Genomic DNA, 17,553 nt, shown 5'->3' on the forward strand with positions numbered 1-17,553 from the left:
CGCCTTGCGCCGTCCGATAATTCTGACAGTAGCCGTGTCCGCCGCGAGAAATTTCGGCGCTGCAGCCTAACGCCTGAATTAAGCCGACCCGCGAAGCGGGTTCGGCTTGAATGAATTGTTAGGTGGCGCCTACGGCAACTGCACGTGCTCCACCCATCGGTCTGCAGTGAAGCCTAAAACCAACCCCAGTGCCACTGCTAAGAAGTAACCCTCCGCTGTGGCCCCGAAGATTGCCGCAATGGCGCAGGCCAAGGCTACGCCCATTAGCGTCTGGGCCGGCAACGAGAGAGACCGCTTCTTGTCAGAAGTACCGAAAATTACGATTGCGCAGTAGAAGCCGAACAGGAAGAACGCGACCACACCGCGTATGACCTGTGAATCAAGTCCCTCAACGCCCCAGAATGCGAACAACGCGAACACGCCGCCGAAAAGTACTGCCCCCAGTAGCGACCAAAGGTTCATAGCCAACTAACGCTTAGTAGATCCCCAAAGCGGGGTGTTATCCAAATCCTTGCCTGAGCTTCATGGCGTGGTCAATCAGGGAAATCCTACACGACACCAACGACTTATCCACTTACATCGTGGCCGGTCCGACCGGAAGCTGCCCGTGGAAAACGGCTTATGTGGAGTGTCATGTCTTATCGTCCCAAAAGTGGGGTGTTATCTGGCAACGAAACCACGGCGGTGGCCCGCCCGCCGCGTCCCCCACGCTTGCTGGACCAGGTACGCGACCGCTGCCGCTTGAAGCACTACAGCCTGCGCACCGAGCGGGTCTATCTGTACTGGATCAAGCGCTTCATCCTGGCCAATCGCAAGCGTCATCCCCGCGACATGGGGGTGGTGGAGGTGGAGGCATTCCTGTCGTCCCTGGCCACTCGAGATGACGTGGCGGCGAGTACGCAGAACCAGGCGCTGTCGGCGCTGTTGTTCCTGTATCGACAGGTACTCGGCATCGAGCTGCCGTGGATGGAGTCGGTGGTGCGGGCCAAGCGGCCGCGGAAGATTCCGGTGGTGCTGTCGCGTGAGGAGGTGGCGCGCCTGCTGGCGTTGCTCGATGGCCAGGTATGGCTGATGGCGGGGTTGCTTTACGGCGCGGGGATGCGGCTGATGGAATGCGTGCGGCTGCGGGTCAAGGATGTGGACTTCGGCCGCAACGAGATCTGCGTGCGCAATGGCAAGGGCGGCAAGGACCGTCGGGTGCCGCTGCCGCGCAGGTTGCGCGAGCGGTTGCGCGAGCAGGTCGAGCGGGTGCGGGTGATCCACGGGCAGGACCTGCTGCTGGGCCTGGGCGAGGTCCACCTGCCGCACGCGCTGGCACGCAAGTATGTCAACGCGGGTCGCGAGTTCGGTTGGCAGTATGTGTTTCCGTCACCGCGCCATTCGCTGGACCCGCGTACCGGGCGCAAGCGGCGCCACCATGTCGACGAGGCGGTCCTGCAACGCGCGGTCAAGACGGCGCGGGCGCGTGCGGGGATCGACAAGCCGGCGACCTGCCATACGTTCCGCCACTCCTTCGCTACCCATTTGCTGGAGGATGGCCACGACATCCGCACGGTGCAGGAGCTGCTCGGTCACAAGGACGTCGCGACCACCCAGATCTACACCCACGTGCTGGGACGCGGGGCGGGCGGGGTGTTGAGTCCGCTGGATCGCGATTGAGCCGGACGCGGCCGGTCAGCGCAGCAACACCAGCGTCGCCAGCCCGAGGAAGCTCAGGAATCCCATCACGTCGGTCACCGTGGTCAGTACCACGCCGCCGGCCAGCGCGGGGTCGAAGCCCAGCCGTTTGAGCGTCATCGGCACGATCACGCCGCCGGTCGCGGCGGTCAGCAGGTTGATGGTCAGGGCGCAGCCGATCACCAGCGACAGCATCGGGTCATGGAACCACCAAAGCACGATCAGTCCCAGGCCGATGCCCAGGCACAGGCCGTTGATCAGGGCGACGGCCAGCTCCTTGCGCAGCAGCACGCCGACGTTGGAGGAGCCGATCTGGCCCAGCGCGAGGCCGCGGATCATCAGCGCCAGTACCTGGGTGCCGGCGTTGCCGCCCATGCCGGCGACGATCGGCATCAGGATCGCCAGTGCCACGATCTGCTCGATCGCACCCTCGAAGCGGCCGATCACGCCGGCCGCCAGGAATGCGGTGCACAGGTTGACCCCGAGCCAGATCAACCGCCGCCGGAACGCCCGACGCACCGGCGAGAACAGGTCTTCGTCCTCGTCCAGGCCGGCCGCGCTCAGGGCCTGGTGCTCGGCCTGTTCGCGGATGATGTCGACCACGTCATCGATGGTGATGCGGCCGAGCAGGGTGTGGTTGTCGTCGACCACCGGGGCGCTGAGCCAGTCGTGGTCGGAGAACTGCCGCGCGACCTCGTTGGCCGATTCCTCGACGTCGATCGCGGGCTGCTCGTCGTCGATCAACTGGTTGATCGGGGTGCCGGCCTCGTGGGTCAGCAGCGCGGCCAGCGCGATCCGGCCGAGGTACTGGTGGCGCCGGCTGACCACGTACAGGTGGTCGGTGTGCTCGGGCAGTTCACCGCGCAGGCGCAGGTAGCGCAGCACCACGTCGACGGTGGTGTCGGTGCGCACGGTCACCACGTCGGGGTTCATCAGGCGGCCGGCGGTGTCCTCGGGGTAGGACAGCACCTGTTCGAGGCGCTCGCGGTTCTCACGGTCCATCGACTTGAGCACTTCGTCGATGACGGTGTCGGGCAGGTCCTCGACCAGGTCGGCGAGGTCGTCGATGTCGAGGTCCTCGACCGCGGCCACGATCTCGTCGGGGTCCATGTGCGCCAGCAGGCTCTCGCGGACCTCGTCGCCGACGTGGACCAGCACCTCGCCGTCGTCCTCGGCGTCGACCAGTCCCCACACCACCACGCGCTTGCCGGGCGGCAGCGACTCCAGCAGGTTGCCGATCTCGGCCGGCGACAGGGTGTTGACCAGCCGCTTGACCGGGCCGAGGCGGCCGCTGTCGAGTGCCTCCGACAGCAGCCGCAGCTGGCGCGAGGTCTTGTCGTGGCGGTCGGCTTCGGCCATGCGGACGCTCCGGGGGGCGGGCGGAAGAGCCGCAGCGTCGCCGGGTGTCCCGGGACGGAGTGCGACCGAATCAGGTGTTCATGGCGGCATTATCGCTGGTGGAGCTGGGACTGCACAGTCCGGCGATGCCGGCGGTGAATGTAGGAGCGACGTAAGTCGCGAATGCACGGCGATCCCGGATGTCAGTGAAATCGCGACTTACGTCGCTCCTACATCCCTCACACTGAGTCAATGCCCGCGCTGCGCCTCCAGCCAGCGTTCGATTTCGCCGCGGTCGCGCGCGCGCATCAGGGCCGGGGCGTTCGCGCGCAGGCGGTCGAGGTCGCAGTTGCGGATCGTCCGGCGGATCTCCAGCAGCGAGGTCGGGTGCAGGCTGAACTGCTCCAGCCCCAACGCCAGCAGCAGTGGCGCGAACCGGGAATCGCCGGCCAGCTCGCCGCAGACCGCGACCGGGGTGTTGCGGGCCGCGGCCAGCCGGATTACGTCGCGCAACAACCGCAGTACTGCCGGGTGCAGCGCGGTGTACAGGTCGCCGAGGGCTTCGTTGTCGCGGTCGGCGGCGAGCAGATACTGGATCAGGTCGTTGGTGCCGATCGACAGGAAGTCGACCCCGCCGATGAACGTCGACAGCGAGATCGCCGCGGCCGGCACCTCGATCATCGCGCCCAATGCCACGTAGTCGGCGATCTCGTAGCCTTCGCTGCGCAGGTCGCGGGCGATCCGCATCATCTCCGCGCGGACGGTGCGGACCTCCTCGCGGCTGCTGATCATCGGCAGCAGGATCCGCAGCGGGCCGTAGCCGGATGCTCGCAGCATCGCGCGCAACTGGGTCTCCAGCAGGCCGGTGCGTGCCAGCGACAGCCGCACGCCGCGCAGGCCCAGCGCCGGGTTGGGTTCGTCGCGCAGCGCCAGGCCGGTGCGGTCGGCCTTGTCGGCGCCCAGGTCGAGGGTGCGGATGGTCACCGGCCGTCCGCTCATGCCCAACACCACGTCGCGGTAGGCGCGGAACTGCTCCTCCTCGTCGGGCAGTTCCATCCGCTGCAGGAACAGAAACTCGGTGCGGTACAGGCCGATGCCGGTGGCGCCCAGCGCATGGGCCTCGGCGACGTCCTCGCGCGACTCGGCGTTGGCGTAGATCTCGACCTCGCTGCCGTCGCGGGTGCGGTTGGGTTCGCGTCGCAGACGGTTGAGTTCGCGCCGTTCGCGCGCGTAGCCACGCTGGCGCGCATGGTGGCTGCGCAGGTCGTCGGGCGCAGGCTCCAGCACCACCCGGCCGGTGCCGCCATCGACGATCAGCGCGTCGCCGTCGTTGACCTTCTGCAGCACGTTGGCGACGCCGACCACCAGCGGCAGGTGCAGGCTGCGCGCCAGGATCGCGCTGTGCGACAACGCGCTGCCGCTGGCGGTGACGATCGCCACCACGCCCTGCGCCTGCAACTGGGCGAGCTCGGCGGGCGCGACGTTGTCGGTGACCAGGATCTCGCCGGCGACGCCCTCCATGCCGGCGTCGCGGCGGTGCAGGGCGGCGTGCACGCGGCCGATCACCTGGTCGATGTCGTCCAGCCGGCTGCGGAAGTACGCATCGTCCATGGTGTCGAACACCGAGGCGATGCGGTCGCGTTGCAGCCGCAGCGCGTAATCGGCGCTGTAGCGGCCGGTGCGGATCAGTTCATCGAGGCCCTGCAGCAACTCGGGGTCGTCGAGTAGCAGCGCATGCAGGTCGAGGAACTCGCCGACCTCGCGCGCGAGTGCGCCGTGCAGGCGCTCGCGCATGACGTGCATCTCGGTCCGGACCCGGTCGATCGCGTCGTGCAGGCGCTTCAGCTCATCCTCGACCGCCGTGGCATCGATGCGCTCCTCGACCACGTCGAGCACGTGCGGCAGGCGCACCCGGGCGCGGCCAAGCGCGCTGCCGCGCGATGCCCCGAGTCCGGAGAATTCCTGCCGCATCGGCGCTCCTACTGGTCTTCGTCGAAGCGACGCTCGAACAGGCCGGTGATCGCTTCGGCCACCGCCTCCTCGTCGTCGCCATCGGCCCGCAGCTTGACCACCGTGCCCTGGCCGGCAGCCAGCAGCATCACGCCCATGATGCTCTTGGCGTTGACCTCGCGGCCCTTGGCGACCAGCGTCACGTTGCAGCTGTAGCCCGACAGCAGCTGGACCAGCTTGGCGGTGGCGCGCGCATGCAGGCCCAGGCGGTTGGAGACGGTGAGTTCACGTTCGATCATGGGGGAGTTCCTTGTTTCCGTCTCAGGCATCGTCCAGCCGCACGCCGTTGCGCGCGCCGGCGGCGGCGACCGCGGGCAGCTCGTCCAGCGGCAGCTCGGCGTAGTTCATCACGCGCAGCAGCATCGGCAGGTTCAGGGCCGACACTCGCCGCACCGGCGTGCCCAGTTGCGCGACCCGGGCGGCCAGGTTGCTCGGCGTCGCACCGTACAGGTCGGTCAGCACCAGCACGCCGTCGCCACCGTCGACCTTGCGCAACGCGGCGCTTGCGCGAGGCAGCCACTCGTCCGGGGCGCCGTCGTACGGCACTTCGAGCGCTTCTGTGCGCAGCGGCAACGCATCCAGCAGGCGGGTCGCCACGCCCACCAGCGCGGTACCGATACCTGGATGGGTGATGAGCAGGATGCCGACGGCCATCCGGAGAAGTTAACAGACGCGGGTTGATCCCCGGAAGCGGGACGGCTCAGTCCAGTTCGCGATGATGCACCGCGACCTCGTCCCAGCCGCGCTCGCGGGCGTGGGCGGCCATCCATTCGGCCAGGTAGACCGAGCGGTGGCGGCCGCCGCTGCACCCGAAAGCCACGGTGATGTAGCTGCGGGTGGATCCCGACTGCATCCGTGGCAGCCAGGTGTCCAGCAGAGCGCTGATCTGGCTGGCGAACTCCTGCACTTCCGGCTGCGCGGCCAGGTGCTGCGCCACCGCGGAATCGCGGCCCGACAGCGGCCGCAGGGTCGGGTCCCAGTGCGGATTGGGCAGGCCGCGCGCGTCGAACACGAAGTCGGCGCCGGCCGGCAGGCCGTGGCGGTAGGCGAACGATTCGAACAGCAGCGACACCGTGTTGGCATCGCCGATCCCGAACTCGGTGATGACATGGCGGCGCATCTGGTGGACGTTGAGGTCGCTGGTGTCGAGCTGGATGTCGGCCAGTTGCCGCAGCGGCTTGAGCACCTGCCGCTCCAGCGCGATCGCGTCCGCCAGCGACAGCCCCAGCTGGCTCAGCGGGTGGCGCCGGCGGGTGTCGGCATAGCGTTTGAGCAGGACATCGTCGCGGGTGTCGAAAAAGATCAGCTTCGGGTCCAGCCCCATTGCCCCGACCGCCGACAGCCACGAGGGCAGGTTGCCGAGGTCGCTGTGGCTGTTGCGTACGTCGATCCCGACCGCCATCCGGGCGGCGGTCGCGCCGTCGCCGGTGGCGCTGCGCACGAAGTCCGGCAGCAGTTCGGCCGGCAGGTTGTCGACGCAGTAGTAGCCCAGGTCTTCGAAGGTCTTGAGCGCCACCGACTTGCCCGAGCCGGACATGCCGCTGACGATCACCAGGGTCGCGCTGGAGGGTTCGTTGGTGGCCATTCAGACGTCGCCGCGTTCGAGGAAGTTGCTGTGCCGGGCGATGAATGCCGCCGCCGGGTCCATGCCCTTCATCCGCAGGCTGTGCAGCCGGGTCGCGGCCTCGGCCAGCACCGCCAGGTTGCGGCCGGGCATCACCGGCAGGTGGGTGGTCGGCACGTCGAGGTCGAGCACGCGTCGGGCGCTGTTCTCGCCGGTCAGCCGCTCCAGCCCGGTCGGTGCCGGGGCATCGGCCGGCTCGTCCGCCGGTCGTGTCAGGTGGATGATCAGGCGCAGGTACTTGTTGTGCTTGACTGCGGTGTCGCCGAACATCTCGCGGATATTGAGCACGCCCAGGCCGCGCACTTCCAGCAGGTCCTGGATCATTTCCGGGCAGGTGCCGTCGAGCACGTCGGGGGCGATCTGGGTGAACTCGGGGGCGTCGTCGGCGACCAGCCGGTGGCCGCGGCTGATCAGTTCCAGCGCCAGCTCGCTCTTGCCGGCGCCGGCATCGCCGGTGATCAGCACGCCGATCGAGTAGATCTCCATGAACACCCCGTGCAGGGTGATCCGCGGCGCCAGGGTCCGGGCGAGGTGGTACTGCAGGTGGTTCAGCAGTTCGTGGCCACGCAGCGGCGAGTTCCACAGCGGCGTGCGCGACTCCTCGGCGGCCTCGGCGAGGTCGGCGGGACAATCCTGGCCCTTGCTGATCACCAGCGCCAGCGGCCGGAACTGCATGATCCGCTCGATCGTTTCCCAGCGGTGGCGCGAGTCCAGCGCATCCAGCCACGCCAGCTCTTCGGTGCCGAGGATCTGCACCTTGTTGGGATAGATCGCGTTGAGGTAGCCGGCCAGCGACGGGCGACGGGCGACGGTTTCGACCGATTCCAGGACACGGTCGCGGCCTTCCTGGCCGGCGACCCACTTCAGGTCGAGGCGGTCGCGCTGCTGCTCGAACAGCTCGCCGGCGCTGATCCGGGCGTTGCACATCGGCATCGTGTCAGGCCACCGTCGATCGTTGGGCGCGGGTGTCGACCCCGTCCAGCAGGCAGCCGCCGAGCTCGGCGACGGTTGGCGCCGCGCGCAGGCGGTCACGGAAGCCGGCGCTGGAGAAATGCTCCGCCAGTTCCGCCAGTTGTTGCAGGTGCTCCTGCAGCGAGTGTTCCGGGATCGCCATGGCCAGCACGAGGTCCACCGGCTCACCGTCGACGGCGCCGAAGTCGACCGGTTCGGCCAGCCGCAGGAACGCGCCGCGACTCTCGCCGATCCCGGCCACCCGGCCGTGCGGGATCGCCACGCCGTGGCCGATCGCGGTGCTGGCCAGGCGCTCGCGCGCCTGCAGGCTCTCGCGGATGGCGGCGCAGGCGGCATTGCCGCTGGCGTACAGCGGGTCGGCCAGTAACCGGGCCGCGGCGTCGATGACCGAGACGCGGTTGCCCGGCTCGGTCAGGATCGCAATGCGGTCGACGCTCAGCAACTCGTGCAATGGCATGGGGGCTAGCCGAATTCGCCGCTGCGGGCGAGGCTCTCGCCGCGGTTGTGGGCGATCTGCTTTTCCTTGTGTTTCATCAGCAGGCGGTCGAGCTTGTCGGCGAGCAGGTCGATCGCGGCGTACATGTCGATCGCGGTGGCATCGGCATGCAGGATGCCCCCGGCAAGGTTGACGGTCGCCTCGGCGCGGTGGTTGGGCTTGTCGAGGCTGAGCTGGGCGCGGACGTCGAACGGCTGGTCGAAATGGCGTCCAAGCCGTTCCAGCTTGGTTTCCACGTAGTCGCGCAGGGCGGCAGTGACTTCGACATGCTGGCCGTGGGTTTCGATACGCATCGGAGACCTCCTGTTACGTCGCGGCTTGGGTCTCCAGCATAGCCCAGCCCGGCGTGAATGGCGGGCGGTCGGCGACCGGCGTCACGCCATCCGCACGCGGTCCTGCGAGGACGCGATTCCCATCGCTTCGCGGTACTTGGCCACGGTGCGGCGGGCGACCGGAATGCCCGTCGCTTTCAGGCTTTCGGCCAGGCGCGCGTCCGACAGCGGCTTGCGCGGGTTCTCCGCCTCGATCAGTTGCCGCAGCATCGACTGGATCGCGGTGCTGGAGGCCTCGCCGCCACCGCCGGTACCGATGCCGGAGGCGAAGAAACCGCGCAGCGGGATGGTTCCTCGCGGTGTGCGCGCGTACTTGCGCGCGATCGCGCGCGAAACCGTGGATTCGTGCAGGCCGATTTCGGCGGCGACCTCGCGCAGCGTCAGCGGCCGCAGCGCGCTGTCGCCGAACTCGAGGAAGCCGGCCTGCTGGCGCAACAGGCAGCGGGTGACTTTCAGCAAAGTGTCGCCGCGTGCTTCCAGGCTCTTGAGCAGCCAGCGGGCTTCCTGCAGGTGGCCCTTGAGGTAACTGGCGTCGGATGCGCTGGCGTGGCGGATCATGCCCTCGTAACCGCGATGGATGCTCACCCGCGGACGCATGCTGTCCGACAACGCGACCCGCCACAGGCCATGCTGGCGCCAGATGACGACGTCCGGGGCGACGTAGGTGTCGGTCGCGATCGCGCCGATCTGGGCGCCGGGGCGCGGGTCGAGCGAGCGCAGCAGTTGGACCGCGATGTCGACCTCGCCCTCGTCGAGCTTCATCTCGCTGGCCAGGCCGCTGACGCCGATTCGCGGCAGCCGTTCCAGCGGGCCATTGGCGAGTGTCCAGGCCAGGTCGCGGCCCGGCGTGTCTTCGGGCAGTTGCTCCAGTTGCAGGCGCAGGCATTCGGCCAGGTCGCGCGCGCCGACGCCGACCGGATCGAAACGCTGGATCTGGCACAGCGCCGTCTGGATTTCATCGCCGCTGGCATGGAGTTCGGCTTCGAGGCCGGCGGCGATCGATTCCAGTGGCTCGCGCAGGTAGCCGTTGTCGTCGATCGATTCGATCAGGGCGACCGCGATCTGGCGGTCACGCGGTGACAGCGGACTCAGGTGCAGTTGCCACAGCAGGTGGTCGTGCAGGGTCTCGGCCTCGGCCACCTGTTCGGCGGCCGAGCCCTCGTCACCCGGGTCGCCGGGGCCGACACGCTGGTACCAGGTTTCGCCGTCGTTCGCGCCCCAGTCGGCCTCGGGCGGGGCGGGCGTATCGAGGCTGGAATCGGACGCATGACCGTCGCCGTCCAGCCTGGTGCCGTCGGTGCGGTCGCTGCTGATCGCGGTTTCGGTCCAGTCCAGCAGCGGGTTGCTTTCCACCGCATTGACCAGCTCGGCCTCCAGTTCGATCGCCGACATCTGCAACAGGCGGATCGCCTGTTGCAACTGCGGGGTCATCACCAGGTGCTGGCCGAGGGAGGTTTGGAGACGGGGCTTCATGATGGATTGCAAACGCGACCTGACGGGTCCGACGGCCGTTGCGTTGCAGCATCATTACAGGCGGAAGGTTTCGCCCAGGTAGACGCGACGCACGTCGGGATTGGCGAGCAGCGCGTCCGGAGCCCCCTGCGCGAGCACGCCGCCTTCATTGAGGATATACGCACGGTCGCAGATACCCAAGGTCTCGCGGACGTTGTGGTCGGTGATCAGCACGCCGATGCCGCGATTCTTGAGGTGGCGCACGATTCGCTGGATCTCGCCGACCGAAATCGGGTCGACGCCGGCGAACGGTTCGTCGAGCAGCATCAGCCGCGGCTTGCTTGCCAGCGCTCGGGCGATCTCGACCCGGCGACGCTCGCCGCCGGAGAGGCTGGCGCCGAGCTGGTCGGCGACGTGGGTGACCTGCAGTTCCTCCATCAACGCTTCGAGTTCGCGCTCGCGGCCGGCCTTGTCGAGGTCGTCGCGCAGTTCCAGCACCACCCGCAGGTTGTCGGCGACGCTGAGCTTGCGGAACACCGACGGTTCCTGCGGCAGGTAGCCGACGCCGTACTTGGAACGCACGTACATCGGGTCGCCGGTGATGTCCTTGCCGTCGAGCGTGATCTGCCCGGCGTCGGCCGGCACCAGGCCGACGATCATGTAGAAGCAGGTGGTCTTGCCGGCGCCGTTGGGGCCGAGCAGGCCGACCACTTCGCCGGCGTCGAGGGTCAGCCCGAAATCACGCACGATCTCGCGCGAGCGGTAGGCCTTGCGCAGGCCCTGGGCGACCAGCATCAGTCACCCTCCGCGGGCGAGTCGGTACTTTCGTCGTTGTCGGGCTCGGCCGGCTGGGCATCGCCATCCGCGTTCTTCGGCATGATCCGCATGCTGACCCGGCCGTTGCCTTCGCCACCGCTGGTGACCTGGCCGCTGGCCATGTTGTAGACCACGCGCTCGCCGCTGAGCGTGCCGCGCGGCTGCTTGATGCTGACGTTGCCGGTGAACACCACGGTTTCGTTGTTGACGTTGTAGTCGATCTTGTTGGCGACGGCGTTCATCGGCGTGCCGTCGTCGAGCTGCTGCTTCAAGCGCGCCGGGCCGCCGTTGAACACCACCCGCGAGATTTCACCGCCACGGGTGCTGATTTCGGCGCGGCTGGCTTCGGCGTGCAGCGTGCCCTGGTCGATCGTCACGCCGCCCGACAGTACGGTCGGGGTGGCGTCGTCGAGGCTGCCGACCTGCTTGCCGGCGTTGATGTCCATCGGCTTGTTGCGATCGGACTTGCGCGCCATGGCCAACGGACTGGCGACCATCGCCACGGCGACGAGCATCCAGCCGGCAAGTCGCCGCACGCTGGCGCGCTGGGGGAAGTTGTCAGGGGACATAGCGGGAGCGGACCTCGGACTGGAGGGTGTACTGCTTGCTGGCCAGGTTCACCTCGAGACCATTGCCGCGAAGTATAGAGCCGGGTCGATTAATGGTGACCGCGACGGGCGAGGTCACCCGGTCGTCCTCGGGGAAGACGTTCAGCTGTTCGGTGTTGATCGTCACCTTGGGCTCGGTGCGGCCGTCGCTCTCGGCCTCGACCGCGCCGTCGAGGCGCAGTTCATCGCCTTCGGCGCTGACCCAGCCGCGCCTGGCCCGTACTTCCCAGGCATCGCCTTCGCCACCACGCGGTGGGATCAGGAACAGCGGGGTGGCGATTTCCATCGTTTCGGTGGCCGGGTCGCGCGCCAGCTCCGGCGCCCGCAGGGTGAACGACTCGCGGCCCTGCGCATCCAGCGCGACCAGTTCGAAGTCGTGCAGCACGTAATCGGGCCGGCCGCTGGCGGCCATCGCTTCCTCGGGCGGCGCGCTGCGCTTGGACCACAGCGACCAGCCACTGACCGCGGCCACCGCCAGTAGCACCAGCGACACCAACACGCGCCAGCTCACGTCGGGAAGCCTCATGCGGTGCCCTCGACGCGCACGCCCTCGACTTGGCAGACGTCATCCAGCAACGCTTCGACGCGGCCCTGCGCGGCCAGCAGCAGGTCGCAGAATTCGCGGGCGGCGCCCTGTCCGGCCGCGGCGGCGGTGCGCCAGTTCACGCGTTCGCGTACCCACGGGTGGGCGCTGGATGGCGCGGCGGAAAAACCCACCTGCAACATGACCCGGAGGTCGGGCAGGTCGTCGCCCATGAACGATACCTCGTCCATGCCGATGCCGAGCCGCGTGGCGATTTCGCCGACCCGCGCCAGCTTGTCCTTGACCGCGGTATGTACCTCGGTCAGCCCCAGCTCGGCGGCGCGGTACTGGACGATGGAACTCTCGCGCGCGGTGATGAAGGCGACCTCGATGCCCGCCTTGCGCAGCAGCACCAGGCCGAGGCCGTCGTGTACGTGGAAGGCCTTGGTCTCGCGTCCTTCGCTGTCGAACATCAGGCGTCCGTCGGTCAGGGTGCCGTCGACGTCGAAGCAGGCCAGCCGCACCCGCGAGGCACGCTCGCGGATCGCGGCGGGATAGTCGTTGTGGTGCTGGTAGGGCATCGCTCAGACCACCCGCGCGCGCAGCAGGTCGTGGATGTTGAGCGCACCGACCACGCGCTGTTCGCGATCGACCACCAGCAGGCCGCCGATCTTGTGCGCTTCCATCAATTGCGCCGCCTCGACCGCGAGCGCCTCGGAGTCGATGGTCTTCGGCGCGCGGGTCATCACCGCGTCGATGCGGGTGGTGCGCAGGTCGACGTTGCTGTCGTCCAGGCTGCGGCGCAGGTCGCCGTCGGTGTACAGGCCAAGCAGTTTTCCGTCCGGCTCGACGATCGCCGTCATGCCCAGCCGCTTGCGGCTCATCTCCACCAGCGCCTCGCTGACGGTGGCGCTCGGGCCGACCCGCGGCACGTCGTCGCCGCCGTGCATGATGTCGGCGATGTGCAGCAGCAGGCGGCGGCCGAGCGCGCCGGCGGGGTGCGAGCGGGCGAAGTCGTCGGCGGTGAAGCCGCGCGCCTCCATCAACGCCACCGCCAGCGCGTCACCCATCGCCAGCGACGCGGTGGTGCTGGAGGTCGGCGCCAGATCGATCGGGCAGGCCTCGGCCGGCACGCTGACGTCGAGGTGCACGTCGGCCGCGCGGGCCAGGGTCGAGCCCGGACGGCCGGTCATCGTGATCAGCCTGTTGCCCTGGCGCTTGAGCACCGGCAGCAGCATCAGTACCTCGTCGCTCTCGCCCGAGTACGACAGTGCGATCACCACGTCGGCGTCGGTGATCATGCCCAGGTCGCCGTGGCCGGCTTCGCCCGGATGGACGTAGAAGCTCGGGGTGCCGGTCGAGGCCAGGGTCGCCGCGATCTTGCGGGCGACGTGGCCGGACTTGCCCATGCCGGTGCAGACCACCCGGCCGCGGGCGCCGAGCATCAGCCGGCAGGCGGCGCTGAAGTCGCCATCGAGGCGTTCGGACACGGCGGCGAGCGCCTGGGCCTCGATCTCGAATACGCGGCGGCCGCTGGCGGCCAGGGCGGCGTCGGGTGGGCCGTCGGCGGACAGCCGGTTGCCGTCGGCCGTCGTGTTGCTGGGAGTGCTGGGGAATGTTGCCATTTCGGAGCAGGGGGCTTTCCGCTAGGCTAGAACGGTCGATTTTACGCGTATCGCCGCGCAAAAACCCGCGCCCCGCCTTGCGCGGTTTCAGCGGCTTTCAGCCGCATACCCACGTGGATACTCGAAGTGAACCCAGACACCATCAAATCCCTGATCGAACAAGGCCTGCCCGGCGCCCGCGCCGACGTGCGTGGTGATGACGGCGTGCATTTCGAGGCGACCGTGGTCAGCGATGCATTCGCCGGCAAACTGCCGCTGGCCCGCCACCGGATGGTCTACGCGACCCTGGGCGAGCGCATGGGCGGCGAGATCCACGCGCTGGCGTTGAAGACGCTGACGCCGACCGAGCATGCCTCGGCAACGCCCGGACAGGCCTGACCGATGCAGAAGATCGTGGTCGAGGGCGGCGTCCCGCTCAATGGCGAGGTGCGGATTTCCGGTGCCAAGAACGCGGTGCTGCCGATCCTGTGCGCGACCTTGCTGGCCGATGCGCCGGTGGCGATCAGCAACGTGCCGCACCTGCATGACGTGGTGACCACGGCCAAGCTGCTTGCGGAGATCGGTGCCGGCGTCGGCTTCGACGAACGCGCCGCCGGTGGAAATGGCAGCATCACCGTGGACCCGACCACCGTGCACAGCCAGGTCGCGCCGTACGAACTGGTGCGGACCATGCGGGCCTCGGTGCTGGTGCTCGGTCCGCTGCTGGCCAAGTACGGCCACGCCGAGGTGTCGCTGCCCGGCGGCTGCGCGATCGGCTCGCGCCCGGTCGACCTGCACATCAAGGGCCTGCAGTCGCTCGGCGCGCGGATCACGGTGGAGAACGGCTTCATCAATGCCCGTGCCGATCGCCTCAAGGGCGCGCGCCACGTGTTCGAGATGGTCAGCGTCGGCGCCACCGAGAACGTGCTGATGGCGGCCACGCTGGCCGAAGGCACAACGACCCTCGAGAACGCCGCGCTGGAACCCGAGATCGTCGACCTCGCCGAATGCCTGAAGGCGATGGGCGCGAAGATCGAGGGCGCAGGCACCGGGCGGATCGTTATCGAGGGAGTCGAACGTCTGCACGGCGGTGCCCATTCGGTGGTGCCGGACCGGATCGAAACCGGCACCTTCCTGGTTGCCGCGGCGATGACCGGCGGACGCATCACCGCGCGCTGTGCGCGGCCGGACACGATGAAGGCGGTGCTGGACAAGCTGGTCGAGGCGGGCGCTGAAATCGACTGCATCGACGACCGCATCACCCTCGACATGCACGACCGTCGCCCGAAGGCGGTCAACATCACCACCGCGCCGCATCCGGCGTTCCCGACCGACATGCAGGCGCAGTTCATGGCGCTGAACTGTGTCGCCGACGGCGTTGGCGTGATCAACGAGACGATCTTCGAAAACCGCTTCATGCACGTCAACGAATTGCTGCGCCTCGGTGCCGACATCCGCGTCGACGGCCACACCGCGGTGGTGCGCGGCGTCGACCAGCTCAGCGGCGCGCCGGTGATGGCGACCGACCTGCGCGCGTCTGCCTCGCTGATCCTGGCCGGACTGGTGGCGCAGGGCGAGACCACCATCGACCGTATCTACCACCTCGATCGCGGTTACGAGAACATCGAGGAGAAGCTGTCGGGGCTGGGGGCGAAGATCCGCCGCATCGGGTGAGTGCCGGTGCGCTCCGACGCAGGGTCTCCGATGTAGGAGCGACGTAAGTCGCGATTTCACTGATCTCCGGAATCGCCGTGCGATCGCGACTTACGTCGCTCCTACAAAAGGCCGGGCAACGTCGTTACGAAAAAACGCCCCGCATTGCGGGGCGTTCGGGACTCGAAGCTGGTTCGGCCGGGCGTCAGTGCACCGACTTCACCCGCAGGTCGATCGCGTCCTCGCCATCCTCGCGCTGCAGGATCCGCGCCGGCACCGGCATGCCGTCGACGACCCAGGCGATGGTCTGCTTGTCGCCATCGGTGTTGACCAGTTTCGTCGCCTGCTTCTGCTCGCCGCCGACGCTGATCTTCTCCTTGCCGGCGACCTTGTAGCTCATCTGCTTGACCCGGCCGTTGTCGACCATGCGGTAGTCCAGCGGCCTGCCGGCTTCCAGGTCGCGCACCAGCGCGAGGTTGATCATCAATGCGTCGAGATCGCCGGCCTTCAGCTTGACCGGGCCGGCGCGGTCGGCCTTGACGTCGCCGCTCCAGCTGGCGACGCCCCTGGACCAGTCGTAGGTCGCGTTCTTGTCGGACTTCTTGACCAGCACGTTGGACGAGTCCTTACTGCTGACCGGACGCCACTGGCCGCCGTTCTCCTCGAACACGGTGCTCTGGCTCAGCGACGCCAGCGAGTTGCTGATGTCGAGGCTGTAGCGCCAGCGGTCGTCGCCGGCCGGGGCCAGGGTCATCTTGCCGTTGGCCTGCATGCCCATGTAGCTGGCCTGGTAGTCGGCGGTGAACGGCTCGACCGCCTGCGCGGGAAGGCTGGCCACGGCCAGTACCGTGGCCGCGGCGGTCGCTGCGATCAGTGCGTGCAACCGCGAGCGGGGCTTGTCCAGGGTGCGTGCGTGCGTCGTCGTCATCGGCATTCAATCAACTCCTCTGTATTCGACCAGGCGCAAGTCATAGGTGTCTTCGCCGTTTTCGCGTTGCAGGATGCGGATCGGGGTGGGGACGTTGCGGGCCACCCAGATCACCGTCTCCTCGTTGGCGTCCTTGGCCCGGGTGGCCTTCATCGCCTTGTAGGACAGGTTGCCGACGCTGAGGCTTTCGATTTCGTCGGCCACCACGTACGTGTGCTGGCGGGTCCTGCCATCGTCGACGAACCGGTAGTGCAGGGTCTTGCCCGGCTCGGCGTCGCGGATCAGCGCGAGGTTGATCAGCAGGCCGGTCATGTCGCCGGTCTCCAGCGCGATCGGGCCGGGATGGTCCTCATCCACCTCGCCCTCCCAGCGTGCCGCATTCGAACGCCAATCGTAGAAGCCGATGGTTTGCTTGCGCGTGAATATCGTCTTGTTGACCGTGGCCTGGGTCAGCGGGCGGTAAGTTTCACCGGCGACGTCGAACACGGTGCTCTGCTCGGCGTTGATACCGGCCAGGCCGAACAGGCCGCGCGTGCCGCGCATCACCAGGTCGACCCGCCAGCGCGGCGGTTGCTGCCGGACCAGTTGCATGGTCGCCTCGCCGAGCGGCTTGCCGGACTTGTAGACCAGGTAATTGGCGACGAAGGGCTGCAGCATCGGTTCGGAAGCCGGGGTGTCGGTGGAGTCGGCGGGCGCGGCTGCCGGCGCTACGGCGCCCTGCGGTGCGGTTTGCGCAGTCGCTGAAAGCGGCAGCAGCAGGGCGAGGGCGGCGGGGAGCAGGATCCGGAGCATGCGGTTTTGTCAGGAAAAGTCGGGATGAGGGGGCGCCGGCGTTGCCGGTTGCCCAGGTTCGGCGAGGACATTGCCAGCGCCAAGCTGAAGCGGAGCCGACAGTGGCTGGCCGTCGAGTTCGACCCGCGATCCGTTCGCGGCGCCGGCCAGGCGTATCCGGCCGGACACCAGCCATTGCAACGTCGCCAGCAACAGCGGGTGTTCACGGCCCAGCACGCGCTGCGCCAGTCGCTCGGCGTCGTCGCCGGGTTCGACCGCGACGCGGGCCTGTGCGATGACCGGTCCGCCGTCGAGCTCCGGGGTCACGTAGTGGACGCTGGCGCCATGCACGCTGGCGCCTGCGTCGAGCGCCTGCTGGTGGGTGCGCAGGCCCTTGAACGCGGGCAGCAGCGACGGGTGGATGTTGATGATGCGGCCGTGCCGCGCGCTGACTTCGCGTGCGCCGAGCAGTCGCATGTAACCGGCGCAGACGATCAGGTCGGGGGCGACGGCATCGACCAGGTTGAAAAGATGCGCGTCGCCCTCGGCGCGGCTGGCGAAATCGCGCGGACGGACCGCGGTCGCCGGCACGCCGATGCCACGCGCGCGCTCAAGCGCGAACGCCGATGGCTTGTCCGAAAAGACCCCGGCAAGCTCCGCCACGAGGCGGCCGTCGGCGATCGCATCGATGATCGCCTGCAGGTTGCTGCCGCGGCCGGAGGCGAGGACCGCGATGCGGAAGGCCACGG

The 17,553-nt window shown here is 68.3% G+C and carries 21 protein-coding genes; 3 read left to right on the plus strand and 18 right to left on the minus strand.

The features are described from left to right. Positions 1-129: 129 nt before the first annotated feature. Entirely contained in the window at positions 130-462 is a 333-nt protein-coding gene (locus ACT9AS_RS08985; protein WP_445099807.1) for a hypothetical protein, read from the minus strand. A gap of 249 nt (positions 463-711) precedes the next feature. Here ACT9AS_RS08985 and ACT9AS_RS08990 point away from each other — a divergent pair, with 249 nt between their 5' ends. Then, positions 712-1,659, plus strand: coding sequence for an integron integrase (locus ACT9AS_RS08990; RefSeq protein ID WP_445099808.1), 948 nt, complete (start codon positions 712-714; stop codon positions 1,657-1,659). Between the two features lie 15 nt (positions 1,660-1,674). On the opposite strand, the gene mgtE is transcribed toward ACT9AS_RS08990, so the two are convergent. The 14 genes from mgtE to ACT9AS_RS09060 all read right to left on the minus strand — a co-directional run bounded on the left by mgtE (position 1,675) and on the right by ACT9AS_RS09060 (position 13,473). Beyond that, positions 1,675-3,036: a magnesium transporter gene (mgtE, locus tag ACT9AS_RS08995; RefSeq protein WP_445099809.1), complete on the minus strand. Its 1,362-nt coding sequence runs from the start codon at positions 3,034-3,036 to the stop codon at positions 1,675-1,677. Between the two features lie 228 nt (positions 3,037-3,264). Beyond that, positions 3,265-4,986 carry a phosphoenolpyruvate--protein phosphotransferase gene (ptsP, locus tag ACT9AS_RS09000; protein WP_445099810.1) on the minus strand — a complete coding sequence of 574 codons (1,722 nt, stop codon included), beginning with the start codon at positions 4,984-4,986 and terminating at the stop codon, positions 3,265-3,267. An 8-nt stretch (positions 4,987-4,994) separates the two neighbouring features. Continuing rightward, on the minus strand, positions 4,995-5,264 hold the full coding sequence (locus ACT9AS_RS09005) for an HPr family phosphocarrier protein (RefSeq protein WP_445099811.1): 270 nt from the start codon (positions 5,262-5,264) through the stop codon (positions 4,995-4,997). Positions 5,265-5,286: 22 nt separating this feature from the next. Continuing rightward, on the minus strand, positions 5,287-5,679 hold the full coding sequence (locus tag ACT9AS_RS09010; protein ID WP_445099812.1) for a PTS sugar transporter subunit IIA: 393 nt from the start codon (positions 5,677-5,679) through the stop codon (positions 5,287-5,289). Positions 5,680-5,725: 46 nt separating this feature from the next. Next, on the minus strand, positions 5,726-6,610 hold the full coding sequence (rapZ, locus tag ACT9AS_RS09015) for an RNase adapter RapZ (protein ID WP_445099813.1): 885 nt from the start codon (positions 6,608-6,610) through the stop codon (positions 5,726-5,728). Then, entirely contained in the window at positions 6,611-7,576 is a 966-nt protein-coding gene (hprK, locus tag ACT9AS_RS09020) for an HPr(Ser) kinase/phosphatase (protein WP_445100339.1), read from the minus strand. Positions 7,577-7,586: 10 nt separating this feature from the next. Then, positions 7,587-8,078 (minus strand): PTS sugar transporter subunit IIA, encoded by a 492-nt coding sequence (locus tag ACT9AS_RS09025; protein WP_445099814.1) that lies wholly within the window; start codon positions 8,076-8,078, stop codon positions 7,587-7,589. Positions 8,079-8,083: 5 nt separating this feature from the next. After that, complete coding sequence (gene hpf / locus ACT9AS_RS09030; RefSeq protein WP_445099815.1) at positions 8,084-8,410, minus strand: ribosome hibernation-promoting factor, HPF/YfiA family; 327 nt, start codon at positions 8,408-8,410, stop codon at positions 8,084-8,086. Positions 8,411-8,491: 81 nt separating this feature from the next. Further along, positions 8,492-9,922, minus strand: a complete 1,431-nt coding sequence (locus ACT9AS_RS09035) for an RNA polymerase factor sigma-54 (protein ID WP_445099816.1) — start codon at positions 9,920-9,922, stop codon at positions 8,492-8,494. 54 nt (positions 9,923-9,976) lie between these two features. Beyond that, on the minus strand, positions 9,977-10,696 hold the full coding sequence (gene lptB / locus ACT9AS_RS09040) for an LPS export ABC transporter ATP-binding protein (RefSeq protein ID WP_445099817.1): 720 nt from the start codon (positions 10,694-10,696) through the stop codon (positions 9,977-9,979). Continuing rightward, positions 10,696-11,286, minus strand: coding sequence for a lipopolysaccharide transport periplasmic protein LptA (gene lptA / locus ACT9AS_RS09045; RefSeq protein WP_445099818.1), 591 nt, complete (start codon positions 11,284-11,286; stop codon positions 10,696-10,698). The genes lptB and lptA overlap by 1 nt, the downstream gene beginning before the upstream one ends. Continuing rightward, entirely contained in the window at positions 11,276-11,851 is a 576-nt protein-coding gene (gene lptC / locus ACT9AS_RS09050) for an LPS export ABC transporter periplasmic protein LptC (protein WP_445099819.1), read from the minus strand. The genes lptA and lptC overlap by 11 nt, the downstream gene beginning before the upstream one ends. Beyond that, complete coding sequence (locus ACT9AS_RS09055) at positions 11,848-12,429, minus strand: KdsC family phosphatase (RefSeq protein ID WP_445099820.1); 582 nt, start codon at positions 12,427-12,429, stop codon at positions 11,848-11,850. The genes lptC and ACT9AS_RS09055 overlap by 4 nt, the downstream gene beginning before the upstream one ends. 3 nt (positions 12,430-12,432) lie before the next feature. After that, positions 12,433-13,473 (minus strand): KpsF/GutQ family sugar-phosphate isomerase, encoded by a 1,041-nt coding sequence (locus ACT9AS_RS09060; RefSeq protein WP_445099821.1) that lies wholly within the window; start codon positions 13,471-13,473, stop codon positions 12,433-12,435. Positions 13,474-13,599: 126 nt separating this feature from the next. On the opposite strand from ACT9AS_RS09060, the gene ACT9AS_RS09065 reads away from it, so the two are divergent. Together ACT9AS_RS09065 and murA are read left to right on the plus strand one after the other, a co-directional pair. Next, positions 13,600-13,851 carry a BolA/IbaG family iron-sulfur metabolism protein gene (locus ACT9AS_RS09065; protein ID WP_445099822.1) on the plus strand — a complete coding sequence of 84 codons (252 nt, stop codon included), beginning with the start codon at positions 13,600-13,602 and terminating at the stop codon, positions 13,849-13,851. Positions 13,852-13,854: 3 nt separating this feature from the next. Further along, positions 13,855-15,126, plus strand: a complete 1,272-nt coding sequence (murA, locus tag ACT9AS_RS09070; protein WP_445099823.1) for a UDP-N-acetylglucosamine 1-carboxyvinyltransferase — start codon at positions 13,855-13,857, stop codon at positions 15,124-15,126. Positions 15,127-15,310: 184 nt separating this feature from the next. Here the strand turns inward: murA and ACT9AS_RS09075 are convergent, their stop codons facing one another. The 3 genes from ACT9AS_RS09075 to purN are packed head-to-tail and all read right to left on the minus strand — an operon-like array spanning position 15,311 to position 17,551. Next, on the minus strand, positions 15,311-16,033 hold the full coding sequence (locus tag ACT9AS_RS09075; protein ID WP_445100340.1) for a DUF3108 domain-containing protein: 723 nt from the start codon (positions 16,031-16,033) through the stop codon (positions 15,311-15,313). Positions 16,034-16,039: 6 nt separating this feature from the next. Further along, complete coding sequence (locus tag ACT9AS_RS09080; RefSeq protein ID WP_445099824.1) at positions 16,040-16,825, minus strand: DUF3108 domain-containing protein; 786 nt, start codon at positions 16,823-16,825, stop codon at positions 16,040-16,042. A 9-nt stretch (positions 16,826-16,834) separates the two neighbouring features. After that, positions 16,835-17,551: a phosphoribosylglycinamide formyltransferase gene (purN, locus tag ACT9AS_RS09085; protein WP_445099825.1), complete on the minus strand. Its 717-nt coding sequence runs from the start codon at positions 17,549-17,551 to the stop codon at positions 16,835-16,837. Positions 17,552-17,553 lie beyond the last annotated feature (2 nt).

Source organism: Lysobacter sp. F60174L2 (assembly GCF_052547135.1).

Coding starts and splice junctions, on each gene's coding strand:
- ACT9AS_RS08985 (WP_445099807.1), bottom strand. CDS start 462: ATGAACCTTTGGTCGCTACTGGGGGCAGTACTTTTCGGCGGCGTGTTC.
- mgtE (WP_445099809.1), bottom strand. CDS start 3,036: ATGGCCGAAGCCGACCGCCACGACAAGACCTCGCGCCAGCTGCGGCTG.
- ptsP (WP_445099810.1), bottom strand. CDS start 4,986: ATGCGGCAGGAATTCTCCGGACTCGGGGCATCGCGCGGCAGCGCGCTT.
- ACT9AS_RS09005 (WP_445099811.1), bottom strand. CDS start 5,264: ATGATCGAACGTGAACTCACCGTCTCCAACCGCCTGGGCCTGCATGCG.
- ACT9AS_RS09010 (WP_445099812.1), bottom strand. CDS start 5,679: ATGGCCGTCGGCATCCTGCTCATCACCCATCCAGGTATCGGTACCGCG.
- rapZ (WP_445099813.1), bottom strand. CDS start 6,610: ATGGCCACCAACGAACCCTCCAGCGCGACCCTGGTGATCGTCAGCGGC.
- hprK (WP_445100339.1), bottom strand. CDS start 7,576: ATGTGCAACGCCCGGATCAGCGCCGGCGAGCTGTTCGAGCAGCAGCGC.
- ACT9AS_RS09025 (WP_445099814.1), bottom strand. CDS start 8,078: ATGCCATTGCACGAGTTGCTGAGCGTCGACCGCATTGCGATCCTGACC.
- hpf (WP_445099815.1), bottom strand. CDS start 8,410: ATGCGTATCGAAACCCACGGCCAGCATGTCGAAGTCACTGCCGCCCTG.
- ACT9AS_RS09035 (WP_445099816.1), bottom strand. CDS start 9,922: ATGAAGCCCCGTCTCCAAACCTCCCTCGGCCAGCACCTGGTGATGACC.
- lptB (WP_445099817.1), bottom strand. CDS start 10,696: ATGCTGGTCGCCCAGGGCCTGCGCAAGGCCTACCGCTCGCGCGAGATC.
- lptA (WP_445099818.1), bottom strand. CDS start 11,286: ATGTCCCCTGACAACTTCCCCCAGCGCGCCAGCGTGCGGCGACTTGCC.
- lptC (WP_445099819.1), bottom strand. CDS start 11,851: ATGAGGCTTCCCGACGTGAGCTGGCGCGTGTTGGTGTCGCTGGTGCTA.
- ACT9AS_RS09055 (WP_445099820.1), bottom strand. CDS start 12,429: ATGCCCTACCAGCACCACAACGACTATCCCGCCGCGATCCGCGAGCGT.
- ACT9AS_RS09060 (WP_445099821.1), bottom strand. CDS start 13,473: ATGGCAACATTCCCCAGCACTCCCAGCAACACGACGGCCGACGGCAAC.
- murA (WP_445099823.1), top strand. CDS start 13,855: ATGCAGAAGATCGTGGTCGAGGGCGGCGTCCCGCTCAATGGCGAGGTG.
- ACT9AS_RS09075 (WP_445100340.1), bottom strand. CDS start 16,033: ATGACGACGACGCACGCACGCACCCTGGACAAGCCCCGCTCGCGGTTG.
- ACT9AS_RS09080 (WP_445099824.1), bottom strand. CDS start 16,825: ATGCTCCGGATCCTGCTCCCCGCCGCCCTCGCCCTGCTGCTGCCGCTT.